The organism is Sphingosinicellaceae bacterium (assembly GCA_019285715.1).
In the GTDB taxonomy this organism is placed as follows: domain Bacteria; phylum Pseudomonadota; class Alphaproteobacteria; order Sphingomonadales; family Sphingomonadaceae; genus Glacieibacterium.
This window is the reverse complement of record CP079108.1, coordinates 3,324,689-3,343,635: the sequence shown is the minus strand read 5'-3', so window position 1 is coordinate 3,343,635 and position 18,947 is coordinate 3,324,689. Positions and strand designations below refer to the sequence as shown.

The following is an 18,947-nucleotide window of genomic DNA, read 5'->3' as shown; positions in this document are numbered from 1 at the left end:
CCCTTCATTCGTTCGGGTGAAGTCGAGCTTACAGCGACTCGAGGTTCACGGCCGCCTGCTTGCCGCGGCGATCTTCCTCGAGCTGGAAGCTGACGCGCTGGCCTTCGCCGAGACCGGCCATGCCGGCACGCTCGACCGCCGAGATGTGCACGAACGCATCCGGGCCGCCGTCTTCGCGCTGGATAAAGCCGAAGCCCTTGGTGCCGTTGAAGAACTTCACAGTGCCTTCGACGCGCTCACCGGGAGCGGTGTTGCCACCGCCACCGCCGCCGCCGCCAGCGAATTCACGCGACGCACCGCCGTAGCCACCGCCACGAGGACCGTCGTTGCGGCCGCCAAAGCCACCGGCATCGCGGTCGCGCGGGGGAGCCGAGTCGGTGACCGGCATCGGCTCGCCGTCAATAACGAGGTCGGTCGCCGAGACGCGGCCGTTGCGCTCGGTCAGGGTGAACTCCATCGGCTGCCCATCGGCGAGGCCGGTCAGGCCGGCCTGCTCGACGGCGGAGATGTGGACGAACACGTCCTCGCCACCGTCTTCACGGACGACGAAGCCGAAGCCCTTCTGGGCGTTGAAGAACTTGACCGTGCCCTTGGCGGTGCCAAGGTTGATACCGGGACCCATGTCGCGGGGTGGGCGCGGACCGTTGCTGAAGCCGCCGCCGCCACCGGGGCGACCGCCGAAGCCACCGCCGCCGCCGGCCGGGCGACCGCCGAAGCCGCCACCACCGCCGCCGCCGAAGCGATCGCCGCCGCCGCCACCGAAACGGTCACCACCGCCGCCGCCGCCGCCGAATCGGTCGCCGCCGCCTTCGAACTGGTCGAAGCCGCGCTCGCGCTTGTCGAAACCACCACGTCCGGGCCCGCGCCCGCGCTTGTCAAAGCTCATTTCAGTCAAGTCTTTCGTTTATCTTCAAGTGTGTTGCGATGTTCCGTCGCATGAACGATGTGCCGCCAGCTACAGTTCCCGCCGAACCATTTCGCCCGCGACCATCGCGTCCGAATCTAAAGGCCCTACTTCCCCGCGTATCCTAAAAATGAAGGACTTGCGAGCGTGAAAACGGCGGAACCGCCTCCGGGGCGGGCGGTTAAGCCGCCGACGCGACAGCAAGGCAACACCTCATGGCCAGTCCAGCCCGTTCAATGCAGTTCACCGACGCCGCGCCCGGCGGCACGCACAAGGCTCCCTACGCCAATCTAGGCGCTGCGGAGCGCGCCGTTTCTGTCGCGCTTGGCGGCATCTTCGGCGTCGCCGCAACCCAGTCGAAGGGTCCGGTCGGCGTGCTGTTCGGCCTTATCGGCGGTGCCTTGGTGGCGCGCGGCGTCAGCGGCAGCGCGCCGGTCAAGCGTCTGCTCGGCACCGAGCCCGACGAACAGAAGTATGCGGACAAGCACGGCTGGTCGAGCGCTGCCAAGGCGCCGCGTTCGGTAACCGTGAACGCTTCTCGCGAGCGCGTCTGGGAAGTGCTGCGCGAGGTCGAGCGCTGGCCTAGCTTCATGGTCAACGTCAAGACAGCGTCGAGCGAGGGCGAGCGCCTGGTTTTCACCAGCACTGGCCCGACCGGCCCGGTCGAGACCCGTGCGACGATCACCGAGGATGTACCGGGCGAGCGCTTTGCCTGGGAGAGTGACAAGGACGCCAAGGTTCAGAACGCCGCCGAGTTCGAGCTCCGCGATGCGCCGGGCGGCCGCGGCACCGAGATCCACGCCAAGATCGCCTATGAGCCGGTCGGCGGCAGCCTCGGGCGCTACGCCGCCAAGCTGACCCAGAAAGAGCCGGGCATCGAACTGCGGCGCGACCTGAAGCGCCTCAAGAGCCTGATCGAGGCGGGCGAGGTCCCGACCAATGCGCGCAACCGCGCGGAGCTCGTCAGCAAGGCCCCGAAGTCCTGAATTCATAGCCGAGACGGCTAATCGCTCAAGAAGGATCAACGAAATGCGCGCAGTCGCCTGGCACGGCAAGCATGACGTTCGCGTCGATACCGTCCCCGACCCCGAGATCGTCAACCCACGCGATGCGATCATCAAGATCACCTCGACGGCGATCTGCGGTTCAGACCTGCACCTCTACGACGCCGTTATCCCGACGATGCAGAAAGGCGACATCCTCGGCCACGAGTTCATGGGCGAAGTTGTCGACGTCGGCAGCGCGCACAAGAATGGTGACGCCAACGGCCACGCTCTCAAGGTCGGGCAGCGCGTCGTGGTGCCGTTCACCATCGCCTGCGGTAACTGCTTCTTCTGCGAGAAGGACCTGTGGTCGTGCTGCGATAACTCGAACCCTGCCGATAATCAGGACATCTCCGACACGCTGATGGGCCACTCGCCATCGGGGCTGTTCGGCTACAGCCACATGACGGGCGGCTATGCCGGCGGCCAGGCCGAGTATGTTCGCGTGCCCTATGCCGACACCGGGCCGCTGGTCATCCCCGACCACCTCGAGGACGATCAGGTGCTGTTCCTGACCGACATCTTCCCGACCGGTTACATGGCCGCCGAACAGTGCGACATCGAGCGTGGCGACACCGTCGCGATCTGGGGCGCCGGTCCTGTCGGCCAGTTCGCGATCCGCTCGGCGTTCATGCTCGGGGCAGAGCGCGTCATTGCCATCGACCATCGCCCTGCACGCCTCAAGTTGGCGGAGGAGGCGGGCGCCGAGTGTCTCAACTTCGAGACCGTCCACATCCTCGACGCGCTCAGCGAGATGACCGGCGGGCGTGGCCCGGACCGCTGCATCGACGCGGTCGGCATGGAGGCGCACGGCCTGTCGCTCGATAACCTGATCGACCGCGGCAAGCAGGCGATCGGCATCGGCACCGACCGACCGCACGTCCTGCGCGAGGCGATCATCGCCTGCCGCAAGGCCGGCACGGTCTCGGTCCCGGGGGTCTATGGCGGCTTCCTCGACAACGTGCCGTTCGGCGCGGCGATGAACAAGGGCCTGAGCTTCAAGATGGGCCAGACCCACGTTCACCGTTACCTCAAGCCGCTCCTCGCCCGGATCGAGGCGGGCGAGATCGACCCGCGTGTTGTCATCAGCCACCGCTTGCCGCTGGCCGACGCGGCGATGGCGTATAAGAACTTCGCCAATAATCAGGACGAGTTTCGGAAGGTCGTTTTGAAGCCGTAAGCTTGTGGTGCCCGCGCGCCGTCCCATCTAGGCGCGAATGGCAAGCTTGATCGACCTGTTCGCGCAGCCGGCAACCTGGGTCGCCCTCCTGACTTTGATCGTCATGGAGGTCGTGCTCGGGATCGACAACCTGATCTTCATCTCGATCCTGACCAACAAGTTGCCGGTAGCGCAGCGGGTGAAGGCGCGGCGCATCGGCATTGGGCTCGCTCTCGGGTTGAGGCTAGGGCTGCTCGCGACCGTGGCGTTCATCGTGACGCTGACCCAGCCACTGTTCGAGGCGTTCGGACACGGTTTCTCGTGGCGCGACCTGATCCTGATCGCGGGTGGCCTGTTTCTGGTTTGGAAAGCGACGCGGGAGATCGGCCATAGCGTCGATCCCGCTCCGCCGTCGGTAGCCGGTGCGGTGACACTCGGCTTTGCGACAGCGATCGGCCAGATCATTGCGCTCGACCTGGTGTTCAGCCTCGACTCGATCATAACCGCGGTCGGCATGACCGAGCACGTGCCGGTAATGGTCGTCGCGGTCGTCGTCGCGGTCGGGGCCATGCTGCTGGCGGCGACGCCGCTTGCGGCTTTCATCGAGCGCAACCCGAGCGTCGTCATGCTGGCCCTCGGCTTCCTGCTGATGATCGGCATGACCTTGATCGCAGAAGGGTTCGGGGCGCACATCGACAAGGGCTATGTCTATGCCGCGATGGCGTTCTCGGCCGGCGTCGAGGCGCTCAATATCTGGTCGCGGAGCCGGCGGCGCTAGGCGCGCGCGCGTCGGCCTGCTAACCGCTGCCGATGACTGTTTACCTCCATGAGGGCGACCTGCCTTCCGACGTCTTCGCTCCCGGGCCCATCGCTGTCGACAGCGAGACCATGGGCTTGCTGCCGCACCGCGACCGGCTGTGCCTGGTCCAGCTCAGCGACGGGCAGGGCGACGAGCATCTCGTGCGCTTCTCCGGCGGCAACTACGACGCGCCCATTCTGAAGCGCGTCCTCGCCGACCCGAACCGCCTCAAGCTGTATCATTTCGCCCGCTTCGACCTCGCGGTGATCGAGCAGTATCTCGGCGTCAGCGCGACGCCCGCGTACTGCACCAAGATCGCCTCGAAGCTGATCCGCACCTACACCGACCGCCACGGCCTCAAGGACGTCATCAAGGACACCGTCGGCGTCGACATCTCCAAGCAGCAGCAGTCGTCGGACTGGGGTGCGGCGGAGCTTAGCGACGCGCAGAAGGATTATGCCGCTTCCGACGTGCGCTTCCTCCACAAGGCCCGCGACGTGCTCGACATGCGGCTGGCGCGCGAGGGCCGGAGCGAACTCGCGCAGGCGTGCTTCGACTTCCTGCCGTGGCGGTCGCGCCTCGACCTCGCCGGCTGGCCCGACGTCGACATCTTCGCGCACAGCTGAGCATGGTCGGCAGCGCTGCATTCGACGAGGCGCGGCGGCGCGGCGCCCTGCCGGGCGGCCCCCGCGATGCCGTCGTCACCATCCTCAAGGTCGCGCTGCCACTCGCCGCGCTCGGGCTGTTGTTGCTGATCGTGGTGTGGCCGCTGACCAGCGCGCGCGAGTTCTCGTTCCTGCTGTCGAAGGACAAGGTCGAGATGGCCAACGACCGGCTCCGCCTCGACAATGCGACCTACCGCGGCCAGACCGGCAAGGGCCAGCCGTTCATCATCCGCGCGGCCGGGGCGGTCCAGCATTCGAGCGCCGTGCCGATCGTCGAGCTCCGGGCGCTGAACGCCACGCTGCAGATGGACAACGGCCCCGCCAACGTCACCGCGCCGTCGGGCAAGTACGACATGGACCACGACAAGCTCAACATCGCCGGACCGGTCAAGGTCGACGGCAGCGCCGGCTATTCGCTCGACAGCCAGGGCGTCGAGGTCAGCCTGATCGACCGCACCGTCAAGACCGACCAGCCGGTGACCGGCAAGCTGCCGATCGGCACCTTCCGATCCGATCGCCTGACCGGCGACCTGGAGGGCCAGACCATGGTCCTCGACGGCCACGCGCACTTGCACATTCTGGGCGCATCGGCGAGACGGGCGGCCCGATGAAAACGTTCCCCATCCTGCTCATGCTCGCGCTCGCGGCGCCGGTTGCCGCCCAGCAGGCGTCGGCGCTGAAGAACCACGATACCGATGCGCCGATCGATTTCGACGCGGCCCGGATCGAGGTTCACGACAAGGAAAACCAGGCGGTGCTGACCGGCAACGTCAAGATCCGGCAGGCCGAGATGAAGCTCGACGCCGACAACGTGAAGATCTTCTACCTCCGCCCGGCGACCGGCGATCCGCAGGTCAAGCGCCTCGATGCGCAGGGCAATGTCGTGCTGACTTCGCCAACCGAGAAGGCGACCGGACGCTACGGCATCTACGACGTCACCACGAAGCAGGTGACGATGATCGGCGACGTCGTGCTGACCCGGGGCGAGTCGGTCCTGCGCGGCCAGCGGCTGGCGATCGACCTCGACAGCGGCCGGTCGACCCTCGACGGCGCGGGAGCGGGCGGCGAGGGCAAGCCCGGTGCGCCGGCGACCGGCGGGCGCGTCTCGGGCCGCTTCGTGGTGCCACCCCGGGATACGAAGTAGCGCCCCACCGGGCGGAGTTCGGCTGCCGCGCGCAGCGGCAAGCTTTGCATCACCGTCTTAAATGGCTATTGCACCGGTTGAGTATTCGCCCGACATGCATGTTTCGGGCCAGTTGCGGGAGCGGGGATGGCGGACATCGACGTCATGGAGCGCGAAGCCGAGGCCGAGGCTGCTGCCAGCCAGCGTGGGCTCGCCGTGGTCGCCATCGGCAAGCGCTATGACAAGCGCGTCGTCCTCCGCGACGTCTCGCTGACGGTCAACCGCGGCGAGGTCGTCGGGCTGCTCGGTCCGAACGGTGCCGGCAAGACGACCTGCTTCTATTCGGTGATGGGGCTGGCAATGCCGGACCAGGGTCGCATCCTGCTCGACGGCACCGACATCACGACCTTGCCGATGTATCGCCGCGCCCAACTCGGGCTCGGCTACCTGCCGCAGGAGACCTCGATCTTCCGCGGCATGACGGTCGCCCAGAACATCCTCAGCGTGCTCGAGGTCGCGGAGCCCGACAAGGTCGTCCGCGCTGCCCGGCTCGAGGAGCTACTGACCGAGTTCAACATCGCTCGCCTCCGTGACGCTCCCGCGATGGCACTGTCCGGCGGTGAGCGGCGGCGCTGCGAGATCGCTCGCGCGCTCGCGGCACACCCCTCGATCATGCTGCTCGACGAGCCGTTCGCCGGCATCGACCCGATCTCGATCGCCGACATCCGCAACCTCGTGGTCCAGCTCCGCGAGCGCGACATCGGCGTGCTGATCACCGACCACAATGTCCGCGAGACGCTCGAGATCGTCGACCGCGCCTGCATCATCTACGACGGCCGCGTGTTGTTCGAGGGCACTCCCGAGGCGCTGGTCGCCGACGAGACCGTGCGGCGCGTGTACCTCGGCGAGGGCTTCAGCCTGTGACCCGGCGCACCGATTAAGGATGAGCCTGGGGCCCCGCCTCGACCTGCGCCAGTCGCAGCAACTGGTGATGACACCCCAGCTCCAGCAGGCAATCAAGCTGCTGGCGCTGACCAACGTCGAGCTCGAGGCCTATATCGGCGAGGAGCTGGACCGCAACCCGCTGCTCGACACGGCGGGCGACGACGGCAGCGACGACCGCAGCGAAGCGGAGGCCGCCGGCCCGGCGCTCAGCGACGACGTCGGTGTCGACCAGCTCGTGGCCTCCGGCGAGGGCACCAGTGAGGCCCCGCTCGACGTCGACTACGGCGCCGAGACCTTCCACCACGACACCGCCAGCGACAGCGTCGCGACCGGTTCGGGCGCAACCGCCGAAGCCCCCGACTTCGACAGCTTCGCCGCGGCCGAGGCCTCCCTCACCGACCTGCTCGTGGGGCAGGCGGCGGCAGTTTTCGACGGCGTCCGGATGATGATCGCACGCCATCTGATCGACCTGATCGACGAGTCGGGCTATTTGATCGGCGATGTCGAGGATGTCGCGGAGCGCCTCGACGCCGACCCCGACGAAGTCGCGCAGGTGCTCGCCGTCATCCAGACCTTCGAACCGACCGGCGTCGGCGCGCGGACACTCGGCGAGTGCCTGGCGATCCAGGCGCGCGAGGCCGACCGCTACGACCCGGCGATGGCCTGCATGCTCAAGCACCTCGACGTGCTGGCGCGTGGCGACCTGGTCGCCCTCAAGCGCCTCTGCGGCGTCGACCAGGAGGACATCTCCGACATGGTCCGCGAGCTCCGCACCTATAATCCCAAGCCCGGCCTCAAGTACGGCGGCGCGAGCGCACAAGCGGTGGTCGCCGACGTCTTCGTCATGCGCGGCCGCAGCAAGGACGGCGCGCCGGGGTGGCGGGTCGAGCTCAACACCGCGACGCTGCCCCGCGTCCTCGTCGACCGCAGTTACCATGCCGAACTGACGCGCACCGGGACCAAGGCGACCAAGACCTTCCTCAGCGACTGCCTGACGTCGGCGAACTGGCTGGTGAAGGCGCTCGACCAGCGCGCCAACACCATCGTCAAAGTGGCGACCGAGCTGGTCAAGCAACAGCAGGCGTTCTTCGAGAAGGGCGTCCACCACCTCCGTCCCCTCACGCTCCGTGCCATCGCCGAGGAAATCGGCATGCACGAGTCGACCGTCAGCCGGGTCACGTCCAACAAGTATCTGCAGTGCGAGCGCGGTCTGTTCGAGCTGCGTTACTTCTTCACCGCCGCAATCCAGGCGACCGAGGGCGGCGATGCGGTTTCGGCCTCCGCAGTGCGCGACCGCATCGCGCGGTTGATCGCCGCCGAGCCGCCGCACGACACGCTCAGCGACGACAAATTGGTCGACGTTCTCCGCGCGGAAGGCTTCGATATCGCGCGGCGTACCGTCGCCAAATACCGCGAGGCGATGAACATCGGGTCGAGCGTCGCCCGGCGGCGCGCAAAACTGCTGGAAGCCGCGGTCTGAGATTGGCGGAACCGCTCGGGACGCCTAGGAAGGCTCAACCGAACAGCGGAGCGCGACAATGAGCGAAGTACATTACAAGGTCGTCGAGCACGACGGCGGCTGGACCTACAAGCTGGGCGACGTTTTCGCCGAGACCTTCCGCACCCACGACGAGGCGATGGCCGCCGCGCGCGCGGTCGCGGCCGAGCAGCAGCTCGGCGGCGACACCGTTCCGATCAGCTGGCAGGACGCCGACGGCAAGTGGCACGAGGAAACCGCCCGCGGCGACGACCGGCCCATCGCCGACGTCAGCGAGGGCTAGCGCCCACCCCGGAGCGGGGGTGGCGCCACTCCCGCTCAGTGGTTGTCGCGCGGCAGCCCCATCGTCTGCGCTATCTTCTGGTACTTCTCCGCGCCTTCCAGGATAGCGCCCTTGTCGAGCTGGCCGACGACCGCGCGCTGGATTTCCTGCCACGGCGTCTGCGAGGCCGGGTACTTGTAGCCCCCCGCCGCCATCAGCACGCGGCGGCGCTCGGCGAGCTCCTCATCGGAGATCAGCACGTTGGCGGTGCCGCGGTCGAGGTCGATGCGGACACGGTCGCCGGTGCGGAGCAGCGCCAGCCCGCCGTTCGCGGCCGCTTCGGGGGACGCATTGAGGATCGACGGCGAGCCGCTGGTGCCCGACTGGCGGCCATCGCCGATGCACGGCAACGCGTGGACGCCTTCGCGGATCAGGTACGCCGGCGGCCGCATGTTTACGACTTCGGCGGCGCCGGGATAGCCGATCGGGCCGGTGCCGCGCATGAACAACAATGTCTCGGGCGTGATGCCGGTCGCGGGGTCGTCGATGCGGTGGTGATAGTCCTCGGGGCCGTCGAACACGACTGCAGGGCCTTCGAACGCCATCGGACTGGCGGGGTCGGACAAATAGCGGTCGCGGAACTCGGGTCCGATGACGCTGGTCTTCATGATCGCCGCGTCGAACAGATTGCCGTGCAGCACGATGAAACCCGCGTCCTCGAGCAGCGGCTTGGCCATGGTGCGGATGACGCGCTCGTCCTCGATCACGGCGTCGCGGCAGTTGTCGCCGATGGTCTTGCCGTTGGCGGTCAGCGCGTCCTCGTGGATCAGGCTCGAGCGCATCAGCTCGGCGACCACCGCGGGCACGCCGCCGGCACGGTAGAAGTCCTCGCCGAGAAACTCGCCCGCGGGCTGCAGGTTGACCAGCAGCGGCACTTTATGGCCGTGCGTCTGCCAGTCGCTCAGCTCCAGCTCGACGCCCATGTGGCGGGCGAGGGCAGCGAGGTGGATCGGGGCGTTGGTCGAGCCGCCGATCGCCGAGTTGACGACGATGGCGTTGAGGAACGCGTCGCGGGTCATGATGTCGGAGGGCTTCAGGTCGTGCGCGACCATCTCGACGATGCGCTTGCCAGTGTAATAGCTGATCTCCTGCCGGTCACGGTACGGCGCGGGGATCGCGGCGGCACCGGGCAGCTGCATGCCGAGCACTTCGGCCAATGAATTCATCGTCGTCGCGGTGCCCATGGTGTTGCAATAACCGGTCGACGGGGCCGACGAGGCGACCAACTTGATGAACCCGGCATCGTCGATCTCGCCGGTCGCGAGCAGCTGCCGCGCTTTCCAGACGATGGTGCCCGAACCGGTGCGCTCGCCCTTGTGCCAGCCGTTGAGCATCGGGCCCACCGACAGCGCGATCGCGGGCAGGTTGACCGTCGCTGCTGCCATCAAGCAGGCGGGCGTGGTCTTGTCGCAGCCAATGGTCAGCACGACGCCGTCGAGCGGGTAGCCGTACAGCACCTCGACCAGCCCGAGATACGCGAGGTTGCGGTCGAGCGCCGCGGTCGGGCGCTTGCCGGTTTCCTGGATCGGGTGGACCGGGAATTCGAGCGGGATGCCGCCGGCCTCGCGGATGCCGTCGCGGACGCGCTCCGCCAGCACGAGGTGGTGGCGGTTGCACGGGCTAAGGTCGGAGCCGGTCTGCGCGATTCCGATGATCGGCTTGCCCGATTGCAACTCCTCGAGGCTGAGCCCGAAGTTGAGATAGCGCTCCAGATACAACGCCGTCATGTCGGTGTTGGCGGGGTTGTCGAACCAGGCGCGGCTGCGGAGCTTCGTGGGCGTATCGGTCATCGCGAGGGGCTTCCGAATTAGGGCTGGACTGAAAGGTGGTAAATCATGACGTGGCGGTAGGGCTTGCCCGGGTCGACGCGGGCCGAGGCGAACTTCGGCTGGTTCGGTGCGTCGGGGAATTTCTGCGGTTCCAGCGCGATGCCGTCGCCCATGCGGTACAGGTGACCGTGCTTGCCGACGAAGGTGCCGTCGAGGAAGTTGCCGGTGTAGAACTGCACGCCGGGCTCGGTGCTCAGCACTTCGAGGACGCGGCCCGAGGCGGGATCCTCCAGCCGGGCCATCAGCTTCGGCGTCGCGGTCAACCCGGCGTCGACGGCGAAGTTGTGGTCATAGCCGTGGCCGTAGCCGATCTGCTGGTCGTTGCCGTCGCGGATGCCGTCGGCGACCAGCCGGGGTTTGCGGAAGTCGAACACCGTGCCCGCCACTGGCTCCAGTTCGCCAGTCGGGATCAGCGTCGCGTCGACCGGCGTGAACGCCGCCGCGGGGATCGTCAGCAGGTGGTTCGAGGTGCCCGCCGGAGCGCCTTCGCCGGCGAGGTTGAAGATCGCGTGGTTGGTCATGTTGACCACGGTCGGCTTGTCGGTGGTGGCGACGAAGGCGATGGTCAGCGCGCCTGCTTCGTCGAGCGAGTAGGTCGTGGTGACATCGAGGTTGCCTGGATAACCCGCGTCGCCGTCGGGGCTGCGGTGTGCCAGCACGACACTCGCGGTCGGGCCGCTGGTCAGCTTGGTGACCCGCCACGCGACCTTGTCGAAGCCCTTGCCGCCGCCGTGGAGGGTGTTGACCTTGTCGTTGAGCGGCAGCTGGTAGGTCTTGCCGTCGAGGGTAAACTTCCCCTTGGCGATGCGGTTGGCATAGCGCCCGACGGTCACGCCGAAATAGTTCGGGTGATCGACGTAGGAGGCGAGGGCGTCGTAGCCGAGCATGACGTCGGCGACCTTGCCCGACCGGTCGGGGCCGGACAGCCCCTGCAGCGTCGCACCATAGGTCAGGATGTGCGCGGTGACGCCGTGGCTGTTGCTCAGCGCGATCAGCTCGATCCTGGTGCCGTCGCTTAGCGTCCCGGCCGGCGCGCGCTGCGCCTCGGCCGCATTGACCGTGGCAGGAGTCAGCGTCAGTGCCGCCCCGAAACCGATGGCGAGTAGCGCGTGCGTCCGGATCAAACTTCGCATACCGTCCCCAATAGCCGTGCGAGCGTTCGACGTTGACGCTGCGCTTGGCGGTATATAGTCGGACAATAAGAAGCAGGGCAAGACGACCCGCAGGCGATTGAACGCCCGACGAGACTTGGGAAAGGGACGCGCATGGCACTTCCGGCACGAGCAGCAGGGGCAGCGACCGCGGGTACGGTACCGCAGGCGAGCTACCGCCCGGTGCTGACATTGCTGGCCAGCCTGTTCTTCATGTGGGGGTTCATCACCGTCATCAACAATACGCTGTTGCCCCATCTGCGCAGCGTCTTCGACCTCAGCTACACCCAGACCACGCTGATCGAGAGCGTCTGGTTCATCGCCTATTTCTTCGCGTCGATCCCGTCCGCCAAGCTGATCGAGCGCGTCGGCTACCAGCGCGCCATGGTCATCGGCCTCGGCATGATGGCGGCGGGCGCACTAGTGATGGTCCCGGCGGCGCGCATCCCGTCCTACGGCGTAACCCTGTTCGCGCTGTTCGTCATCGCCAGCGGCATCACGCTGCTGCAGGTCGCGGCGAACCCCTACGTAGCGGTCGTCGGCCCGCCCGAGACGGCGTCGTCGCGGCTCAACCTCGTGCAGGCGTTCAACTCCGCTGGTGCGACGCTGGCGCCGCTGTTCGGCGGCTATTTGATCCTCGGGCGCTCGACCTCGGGCACCGCGGCGGCGGGCAGCACCGCGGTGCTGACCCAGGCCGAGCGCATCGCCGACGCGCAGTCGGTGGTGCTTCCCTACCTCATCGTCGCGGCCGTGCTGGTCGTGCTCGCCGTCGTCATCGCGCGCTTCCCGCTGCCGGCGATGGGCACCGCGACCGAGCGCTCGTCGAAGGCCGACCGCGCCGGCCAGTCGCTGTGGGCGCACCGCAACCTGGTCTTCGGCATCCCGGCGATCTTCATCTACCTGATCGCCGAGATCGGCGTCGCCAACCTGTTCATCAACTTCGTCAGCCAGCCCGAGATCGGCAACCTCACCCACGAGCAGGCGTCGCATTACCTGTTCATCCTGTGGGGCGGCATGATGGTCGGGCGCCTCGTTGGCAGCGTCGTCATGCGCACCGTCCCCGCCGAGAAGGTGCTCGCCTTCGCCAGCCTCGGGGCATTCGTCGTCATGCTGGTCGCGACCTTCACCACCGGCCACGTCGCGATGTGGGCGCTGATTTCGGTCGGGCTGTTCCACTCGATCATGTTCCCGACGATCTTCACGCTCGGCATCCGCGGCCTCGGGCCGTTGACCGAGGAGGGCTCGGGACTGCTGATCATGGCGATCGCCGGCGGCGCGCTGGTCATCGTGCAGGGCTGGCTCGCGGATCATTACGGCCTGCAGACGTCGTTCCTGCTGACCGCGGCGTGCGAGTTGTACGTGCTGTTCTATGCCCTATGGGGCGCGAAGCCGACCCACGCGCTGCCGGACCGGGTGGTGGGCTGAGGCTGGTCTTGTCATCCCGGGTCAAGCCCGGGATGACAATTCTGCTCGGGTGAAGCAGCCCCCTAAGCCGTCACGGCTCCATCGACTGGTTCGTATCCTCGAGCGCCAGGTCCACCAGCGCCCGCATCGCCTCGCTGGCGGCCTGGCCGTCCTGCGCGGCGATGGCATCGAAAACCCGGCGGTGGTCGGGGATCGGGTTGCGCGGCAGGGCGCGGGCGCGTTGCTTGAACTGCGTGGTCCAGTTGACCGCCGCCCCGATGCTCGAACTGAGCACGACCAGCGCGTCGTTCTTGGTCGCTGCCAGGATCGCGTGATGGAAATCGCGGTCGGCGGTGCGCCCGGCCTCGCTTGCCAGCGTGTGGCGCGACATCGCGGTCAGCGCGTCCTTCATCGCCTTCAAGTCGGCGCGGTCGCGGCGCTCGGCGGCGAGCGCGCAGGCGGCGGGCTCGACGATGGCGCGGAGTTCGAACAGCCCGCGGACGAAGCTCGGGTCGGGGTCCCCGGTGAAGGCCCAGGCCAGCACGTCGGGGTCGAGCAAATTCCAGCGGTTGCGCGGCAGTACGCGGGTTCCGGCCTTGGGGCGGCTCTCGACCAGACCCTTGGCGGTCAGCACTTGCACCGCCTCGCGGTAGGCGCTGCGCGAGACATCGAGTTCCTCGGAGAAGGCGACCTCGCCCGACAGCCGGTCGCCGGGCGCGTAAACGCCCGTCAGGATCGCGACGCCGAGCTTGTGGGCGATGGCGCCGTGTAGCCGCCGCCCGGTACCGCGCGGCTGGCGACCGTAGCCGCCGCTCGCAATCACGCCGGCAACGACCGCCTCGCCGCCACCGAGGTCGCCGGACGCGGCTTCGCCAGCCACGATTTCACTAGCCACAGCTTCGCTCGCTGCATCGCCGGTCGTTTTCGCCACTTTCCCTCCGCTGCCCCAGCCGTTTGCGCAATCTCGCCGCGCGTCGGCCGAAAGACAATCTTGCCTTACCCGAGGTCTAACCCTATTGTCGGAGTATTCCAAATATCAGCTATTCAAGGTGACGATGATGGCCTCGGCAGCGTCTGTTTTTCGTTCGATCGCCGCCGATACCGGTGAAGCCGTCGGCCCCGAGTTCAAGGTCGACGGTCCGGCCGACGTCGCCGCCGCCTGTGCCGCCGCCGAGGCTGCGTTCGACACCTACCGCGAGACCAGCACCGCCGACCGCGCTGCTTTCCTGCGCCGCATCGCGACCGAGATCGAGGCGCTCGGCGACGCGCTGATCGTCCAGGCAATGCTCGAGAGCGGCCTGCCCCGTCCCCGCCTCGAGGGCGAGCGCGGGCGCACGGTCGGCCAGCTCCGCCTGTTCGCCGGCGTCGTCGAGCGCGGTGCCTGGCTCGGCCTGCGCATCGACCCCGCGCTGCCCGACCGCGCGCCACTGCCCCGCCCCGACCTCCGCCTTCGCATGATCCCGCTCGGGCCGGTCGCAGTGTTCGGCGCGAGCAACTTCCCGCTCGCCTTCTCGACCGCCGGTGGCGACACCGCGTCGGCGCTCGCAGCCGGCTGCACCGTCGTCGTCAAGGGCCACCCGGCGCACCCCGGCACCGGCGCGATGATCGCCGGTGCGATACAAGCCGCGGTCGCCGCCTCGGGCCTCCCGGCGGGTGTGTTCTCGCACCTTCAGGGCCCCGGCAACGCCCTCGGTACGGCGCTGGTGCAGGACCCGCGCATCACCGCGGTCGGCTTTACCGGCTCGCGCGGTGGTGGTCTCGCCCTCGTCAAGCTGGCGCAGCAGCGCGAAGTCCCGATCCCGGTCTATGCCGAGATGAGCAGCGTCAACCCGGTTGTGCTGTTCCCGCACGCGCTGGCGGCCCGCGGCGCGGCGCTCGGCACCGCCTTCATCGGCTCGCTGACCATGGGCGCGGGGCAGTTCTGCACCAACCCCGGCCTCGTGCTGGCGATAGAGGGCGAGGGGCTCGACGCGTTCGAGACCGCCGCCCGTACCGCGATGGCCGAGGCGAGCGCCGCGACCATGCTGACGCCGGGCATCCACGCCGCCTACGAGCAGGGCACCGAGCATCTGCTGAAGCACGACAACGTCGAGACGCTGGCGCAGGGCAAGGTCGGCGAGGGCGTCGCCCGGGGCCGTGCCGCGCTGTTCGCGACCGGCGCGCCCGAGTTCCTGGGTGACCCGAGCCTCGGCCACGAGATTTTCGGTGCCGCGTCGCTGGTCGTCCGCTGCAAGGACGAGGCCGAACTAAGGTCGGTTCTCGCCAACGCCGAGGGTCAGCTGACCGCGACCCTGCAGATGGATGCCGAGGACGTTCCGATGGCGTCGCGCCTGCTGCCGCTGCTCGAGCGCAAGGCGGGCCGCATCCTCGCCAACGGCTGGCCCACCGGCGTCGAGGTCGCCCACGCGATGGTCCACGGCGGCCCGTTCCCGGCGACGTCGGAGAGCCGCACCACTTCGGTCGGCAGCCTGGCGATCGAGCGCTTCCTGCGCCCGGTGTCCTACCAGAATCTTGCCGCCGACCTGCTCCCTGCGGCGTTGCGCGATGGCGGCGACCTGCCGCGCCTGATCGACGGCATTTCCGCGAACTGATCTCGGAGTCTACGGCATGACCTTGCGCCTTCTGCAGCACCGCAGCCCGGCGGGCGTGCGTTCGGTGATTGCCGCGACCGATGACGGCGCGGCGTTCGTCAGCGGCGTCACCACGATGCGGGAGCTGGCGATGCGCGCCATCACCGCCGGCACCGGCCTCGCGGCGGCGGTCGCGGCGTGCGGTACCGGGGCGTCGGTCGACATCGCGGCAGCGCTCGCGGCGGGCGAAATCCTCGCCCCGATCGACCACGACGACCCGGCGCATTTGACCATGACCGGCACCGGGCTGACCCATCTCGGGTCAGCGGAAGGTCGGGACCAGATGCACCGCAACGCCGCTGCCGCCGAGACCCAGACCGACTCGATGCGGATGTTCCTGGAAGGGCTGGCCGGCGGCAAGCCCGGCGACGGCGAGACCGGCCAGCAGCCCGAGTGGTTCTACAAGGGCGACGGCACCAGCCTCGTCGGGCCGGAGCAGGCGCTGACCTCGCCGTCGTTCGCGCAGGACGGCAGCGAGGAGCCCGAGCTAGCGGGAATCTACCTGATCGGCCCCGACGGGACGCCCTATCGCCTCGGGCTCTGTCTCGCCAACGAGTTCAGCGACCACGTCACCGAGCGCCACAATTACCTGTGGCTCGCGCATTCCAAGCTCCGTCAGGCGGCGCTCGGCCCCGAGCTGCTCGTCGGCGCGCCGCCCGAGCATTTCGCCGGTACCAGCCGCATCCGCCGCGACGGCGCGGTGCTGTGGGAAAAGCCCTTCCTCAGCGGCGAGGCGAACATGTCGCACAGCCTGTCGAACCTCGAGGCGCACCACTTCAAATACCCGCTGTTCCGCCAGCCCGGTGACGTCCATGTCCACTTCTTCGGCACCGCGACGCTGTCGTTCGCCGATGGTATCCGCACCCAGCCCGGCGACGTCTTCGAGATCGAGGCCGCGCCGTTCACCCTGCCGCTGCGCAGCCGCCTCGCGGTCGCCACGCCCGACGCGGGCGGTGCGGTAAGGACACTCTGAAGATGGCCCCGATCCGTATCGCCATTATCGGCATGGGCAAGATCGCGCGCGACCAGCATCTCCCGGCGATCAAGGCGGACCCCGACTTCGTCTTCACTGCGACGGTCAGCCCGCACGATCCCGGCGAACCCGGCATCCCGCACCAGAAGACCCTCGAGGCACTGATCGCGAGCGGCCCGCCGATCGACGCGGTGGCGATCTGCACGCCGCCGCAGGTCCGCTACGATATCGCTGCCGCCGCGCTTGCCGCGGGCCTCCACGTCTTCCTCGAAAAGCCGCCGGGCGCGACGCTGGCTGAGGTCGCGGCGCTGGAAGCGATCGCCGACACGGCCAGTGTGACGCTGTTTGCGAGCTGGCATTCGCGCTTCGCCCCCGGGGTCGAGCCGGCCAAAGCGTGGCTGGCAGAGCGCAAACTGAAGTCGGTCGCGATCGTCTGGCGCGAGGACGTCCGGGTCTGGCATCCGGGGCAGGCGTGGATCTGGGAAGCGGGCGGCCTCGGCGTCTTCGATCCCGGCATCAACGCGCTGTCGATCGCGACGCACATCCTGCCCAACCCGTTCTTTCTCAAGTCCGCGACGCTGTCGCTGCCCGCCAACCGCGCCGCGCCGATCGCCGCCGACCTCGCCTTCCGCGACACCGCCGGCACCGCGATCACCATGGATCTCGACTGGCGCCAGACCGGCCCGCAGAGTTGGGACATCACCGTCGAGACCGACGCCGGCACCTGCAAGCTGTCGTCGGGCGGCGCGGTTCTGGACCTGCCGACCGGCACCCAGCACCTCGAGGAGCGCGAGTATCCCGAGCTGTACGAGCGCTTCGCGACCCTGGTCCACGAGCATCGCAGCGAGGTCGACACCGCGCCCCTGCGCCTGGTCGCGGACGCCTTCCTGAGCGGCAAGCGCGACATCGTGGAGGCGTTCGATGATTGATGGCGTGAACGGAATGGGATGGCGCATCGCCCTCGCGCTCGGCCTCGCGACCCTGGCCGTCGCTCCCGCTACCGCGCAGGCACCCGTAACCGCCGCGCTAACCATCCACGCCGACCAGCCCGGCCCGGTCTTCAGCCGCGAGATCTTCGGACAGTTCGCGGAGCACCTCGGCACCGGCATCTACGGCGGCCTGTGGGTCGGGCCGAACTCGAAGATCCCCAACACGCGGGGCTTCAGGAACGATGTCGTCGGCGCGCTGCGGGCGCTGCAGGTGCCGGTCATCCGCTGGCCGGGCGGCTGCTTCGCCGACGAATATCACTGGCGGGAGGGCATCGGGCCGCGCGCCAAGCGCCCGGTCAAGATCAACACCAACTGGGGCGGCGTCACCGAGCCGAACGCGGTCGGGACCCACGAATTCATGGACTTAGCCGAGCAGATCGGCGCCCGAGCCTATATCTCGGGCAACGTCGGCAACGGCTCCCCGCAGGAAATGGCCGAGTGGGTCGAGTACATCACCTCGCCTAGCGGTACCCTTGCCGACGAGCGCGCCAGGAACGGCCACAAGGCACCGTGGAAGCTGCCCTACTTCGGCATCGGCAACGAGCTGTGGGGCTGCGGCGGCAACATGCGGCCGGAGTACGCCGCCGACGTGACGCGGCGCTACGCGACCTTCATCAAAACCCCGATAGGCACCAAGATCCTAAAGATCGCGAGCGGCGCCAACACCGACGATTATAACTGGACCGCCGTGATGGCGCGCGAAACCGCCAAGCAGGTCGATGGCCTATCGCTGCATTACTACACGATCCCCGGCCACTGGCCGCCGCGCGCCTCCGCCACCCAGTTCGACGAGACCGGCTGGGCCGAGACCTTGTCCGAGACCGGCCGCATGGACGAGCTGATCACCAGGCACGGCGCCGAGATGGACAAGGTCGATCCGCAGAAGAAGCTGTGGCTTGCCGTCGACGAGTGGGGCACGTGGTTCGCGGGTGAGCCGGGGACCAACCCGGGCTTCCTCCAGCAGCAGAACACGCTGCGCGATGCCCTGGTCGCGGCGGTCAACCTCAACATCTTCGCGCATCATGCCGACCGCGTGAAGCTGACCGCGATCGCCCAGATGGTGAACGTCCTGCAGGCGATGATCCTGACCAAGGACGACAAGATGGTGCTGACGCCGACCTATCATGTCTTCGCGATGTACCGTCCCTACATGGGCGCGACGGTGCTGCCGATCGAGCTCAAGTCGCCGTGGTACAACAAGGATCAGTGGACGATGCCCGCGGTCAGTGCCTCGGCGGTGCGGGACACGAGCGGCAAGGTCCATGTCGGTCTGGCGAACCTCGATCCGAACAAGGCAGTGACGGTGACCACGACGCTGGCCGGGGTGACCGCTAGCGCCGTCACTGGCCAGGTGCTGACCGCGCCGGCGATGAACGCGCTCAACAGCTTCGAGCTGCCGGGAGCGGTCAAGCCCGCCCCCTTCGACGGGGCGCAGCTCGCGAACGGCACGCTGACCGTGACCTTGCCGCCGAAGTCGGTGGTGATGCTCGACCTGCGCTGACGCAAGCGACAC

The 18,947-nt window shown here is 68.1% G+C and carries 18 protein-coding genes; 14 read left to right on the top strand and 4 right to left on the bottom strand.

Features of this window, described 5'->3' with window-relative positions; translation table 11 throughout:
• Positions 1-28 precede the first annotated feature (28 nt).
• Complete coding sequence (locus tag KX816_15245) at positions 29-886, bottom strand: cold-shock protein (protein QXQ05574.1); 858 nt, start codon at positions 884-886, stop codon at positions 29-31.
• Positions 887-1,119: 233 nt separating this feature from the next.
• On the opposite strand from KX816_15245, the gene KX816_15240 reads away from it, so the two are divergent.
• The 9 genes from KX816_15240 to KX816_15200 all read left to right on the top strand — a co-directional run bounded on the left by KX816_15240 (position 1,120) and on the right by KX816_15200 (position 8,419).
• Positions 1,120-1,890: an SRPBCC family protein gene (locus KX816_15240; protein ID QXQ05573.1), complete on the top strand. Its 771-nt coding sequence runs from the start codon at positions 1,120-1,122 to the stop codon at positions 1,888-1,890.
• A gap of 43 nt (positions 1,891-1,933) precedes the next feature.
• Positions 1,934-3,127 (top strand): glutathione-dependent formaldehyde dehydrogenase, encoded by a 1,194-nt coding sequence (locus KX816_15235; protein QXQ05572.1) that lies wholly within the window; start codon positions 1,934-1,936, stop codon positions 3,125-3,127.
• A gap of 37 nt (positions 3,128-3,164) precedes the next feature.
• Positions 3,165-3,884, top strand: a complete 720-nt coding sequence (locus KX816_15230; GenBank protein QXQ05571.1) for a TerC family protein — start codon at positions 3,165-3,167, stop codon at positions 3,882-3,884.
• Between the two features lie 32 nt (positions 3,885-3,916).
• On the top strand, positions 3,917-4,531 hold the full coding sequence (locus KX816_15225) for a ribonuclease D (GenBank protein QXQ05570.1): 615 nt from the start codon (positions 3,917-3,919) through the stop codon (positions 4,529-4,531).
• A gap of 2 nt (positions 4,532-4,533) precedes the next feature.
• The gene (gene lptC / locus KX816_15220) at positions 4,534-5,181 is read left to right on the top strand and encodes an LPS export ABC transporter periplasmic protein LptC (protein QXQ05569.1); all 648 of its coding nucleotides are present in this window, start codon (positions 4,534-4,536) and stop codon (positions 5,179-5,181) included.
• Positions 5,178-5,714, top strand: coding sequence for an OstA family protein (locus KX816_15215; GenBank protein ID QXQ05568.1), 537 nt, complete (start codon positions 5,178-5,180; stop codon positions 5,712-5,714). Before lptC ends, KX816_15215 begins: the two co-directional genes overlap by 4 nt.
• A gap of 126 nt (positions 5,715-5,840) precedes the next feature.
• A complete protein-coding gene (lptB, locus tag KX816_15210; protein QXQ05567.1) occupies positions 5,841-6,617 on the top strand; it encodes an LPS export ABC transporter ATP-binding protein in 777 nt (258 codons plus the stop codon).
• A 19-nt stretch (positions 6,618-6,636) separates the two neighbouring features.
• Entirely contained in the window at positions 6,637-8,118 is a 1,482-nt protein-coding gene (gene rpoN, locus KX816_15205; GenBank protein QXQ05566.1) for an RNA polymerase factor sigma-54, read from the top strand.
• 58 nt (positions 8,119-8,176) lie between these two features.
• A complete protein-coding gene (locus tag KX816_15200; protein QXQ05565.1) occupies positions 8,177-8,419 on the top strand; it encodes a DUF2188 domain-containing protein in 243 nt (80 codons plus the stop codon).
• A gap of 35 nt (positions 8,420-8,454) precedes the next feature.
• On the opposite strand, the gene KX816_15195 is transcribed toward KX816_15200, so the two are convergent.
• Positions 8,455-10,248 carry a dihydroxy-acid dehydratase family protein gene (locus tag KX816_15195; protein ID QXQ05564.1) on the bottom strand — a complete coding sequence of 598 codons (1,794 nt, stop codon included), beginning with the start codon at positions 10,246-10,248 and terminating at the stop codon, positions 8,455-8,457.
• A gap of 17 nt (positions 10,249-10,265) precedes the next feature.
• Positions 10,266-11,420: a galactose mutarotase gene (locus tag KX816_15190; protein ID QXQ05563.1), complete on the bottom strand. Its 1,155-nt coding sequence runs from the start codon at positions 11,418-11,420 to the stop codon at positions 10,266-10,268.
• 132 nt (positions 11,421-11,552) lie between these two features.
• Between KX816_15190 and KX816_15185 the strand changes: the two genes are divergently transcribed.
• Positions 11,553-12,863, top strand: coding sequence for a sugar MFS transporter (locus KX816_15185; protein ID QXQ05562.1), 1,311 nt, complete (start codon positions 11,553-11,555; stop codon positions 12,861-12,863).
• Between the two features lie 70 nt (positions 12,864-12,933).
• Here the strand turns inward: KX816_15185 and KX816_15180 are convergent, their stop codons facing one another.
• On the bottom strand, positions 12,934-13,665 hold the full coding sequence (locus tag KX816_15180) for a FadR family transcriptional regulator (protein ID QXQ08608.1): 732 nt from the start codon (positions 13,663-13,665) through the stop codon (positions 12,934-12,936).
• Positions 13,666-13,897: 232 nt separating this feature from the next.
• Between KX816_15180 and KX816_15175 the strand changes: the two genes are divergently transcribed.
• The 4 genes from KX816_15175 to KX816_15160 are packed head-to-tail and all read left to right on the top strand — an operon-like array spanning position 13,898 to position 18,935.
• Positions 13,898-15,433 (top strand): aldehyde dehydrogenase (NADP(+)), encoded by a 1,536-nt coding sequence (locus tag KX816_15175; protein ID QXQ05561.1) that lies wholly within the window; start codon positions 13,898-13,900, stop codon positions 15,431-15,433.
• Positions 15,434-15,449: 16 nt separating this feature from the next.
• Positions 15,450-16,445, top strand: a complete 996-nt coding sequence (locus KX816_15170) for an FAH family protein (protein QXQ05560.1) — start codon at positions 15,450-15,452, stop codon at positions 16,443-16,445.
• Between the two features lie 2 nt (positions 16,446-16,447).
• Complete coding sequence (locus KX816_15165; protein QXQ05559.1) at positions 16,448-17,374, top strand: Gfo/Idh/MocA family oxidoreductase; 927 nt, start codon at positions 16,448-16,450, stop codon at positions 17,372-17,374.
• Between the two features lie 13 nt (positions 17,375-17,387).
• On the top strand, positions 17,388-18,935 hold the full coding sequence (locus KX816_15160) for an alpha-N-arabinofuranosidase (protein ID QXQ08607.1): 1,548 nt from the start codon (positions 17,388-17,390) through the stop codon (positions 18,933-18,935).
• The last annotated feature ends 12 nt before the right edge of the window (positions 18,936-18,947 follow it).

What these genes read in the sequence shown, in the direction of transcription:
- KX816_15160 (QXQ08607.1), top strand. Translation starts at nt 17,388, where the DNA reads ATGGGATGGCGCATCGCCCTCGCGCTCGGCCTCGCGACCCTGGCCGTC.
- KX816_15165 (QXQ05559.1), top strand. Translation starts at nt 16,448, where the DNA reads ATGGCCCCGATCCGTATCGCCATTATCGGCATGGGCAAGATCGCGCGC.
- KX816_15195 (QXQ05564.1), bottom strand. Translation starts at nt 10,248, where the DNA reads ATGACCGATACGCCCACGAAGCTCCGCAGCCGCGCCTGGTTCGACAAC.
- KX816_15200 (QXQ05565.1), top strand. Translation starts at nt 8,177, where the DNA reads ATGAGCGAAGTACATTACAAGGTCGTCGAGCACGACGGCGGCTGGACC.
- KX816_15240 (QXQ05573.1), top strand. Translation starts at nt 1,120, where the DNA reads ATGGCCAGTCCAGCCCGTTCAATGCAGTTCACCGACGCCGCGCCCGGC.
- KX816_15235 (QXQ05572.1), top strand. Translation starts at nt 1,934, where the DNA reads ATGCGCGCAGTCGCCTGGCACGGCAAGCATGACGTTCGCGTCGATACC.
- KX816_15175 (QXQ05561.1), top strand. Translation starts at nt 13,898, where the DNA reads ATGATGGCCTCGGCAGCGTCTGTTTTTCGTTCGATCGCCGCCGATACC.
- KX816_15185 (QXQ05562.1), top strand. Translation starts at nt 11,553, where the DNA reads ATGGCACTTCCGGCACGAGCAGCAGGGGCAGCGACCGCGGGTACGGTA.
- KX816_15215 (QXQ05568.1), top strand. Translation starts at nt 5,178, where the DNA reads ATGAAAACGTTCCCCATCCTGCTCATGCTCGCGCTCGCGGCGCCGGTT.
- KX816_15225 (QXQ05570.1), top strand. Translation starts at nt 3,917, where the DNA reads ATGACTGTTTACCTCCATGAGGGCGACCTGCCTTCCGACGTCTTCGCT.
- KX816_15230 (QXQ05571.1), top strand. Translation starts at nt 3,165, where the DNA reads ATGGCAAGCTTGATCGACCTGTTCGCGCAGCCGGCAACCTGGGTCGCC.
- lptB (QXQ05567.1), top strand. Translation starts at nt 5,841, where the DNA reads ATGGCGGACATCGACGTCATGGAGCGCGAAGCCGAGGCCGAGGCTGCT.
- KX816_15245 (QXQ05574.1), bottom strand. Translation starts at nt 886, where the DNA reads ATGAGCTTTGACAAGCGCGGGCGCGGGCCCGGACGTGGTGGTTTCGAC.
- rpoN (QXQ05566.1), top strand. Translation starts at nt 6,637, where the DNA reads ATGAGCCTGGGGCCCCGCCTCGACCTGCGCCAGTCGCAGCAACTGGTG.
- KX816_15190 (QXQ05563.1), bottom strand. Translation starts at nt 11,420, where the DNA reads ATGCGAAGTTTGATCCGGACGCACGCGCTACTCGCCATCGGTTTCGGG.
- KX816_15170 (QXQ05560.1), top strand. Translation starts at nt 15,450, where the DNA reads ATGACCTTGCGCCTTCTGCAGCACCGCAGCCCGGCGGGCGTGCGTTCG.
- lptC (QXQ05569.1), top strand. Translation starts at nt 4,534, where the DNA reads ATGGTCGGCAGCGCTGCATTCGACGAGGCGCGGCGGCGCGGCGCCCTG.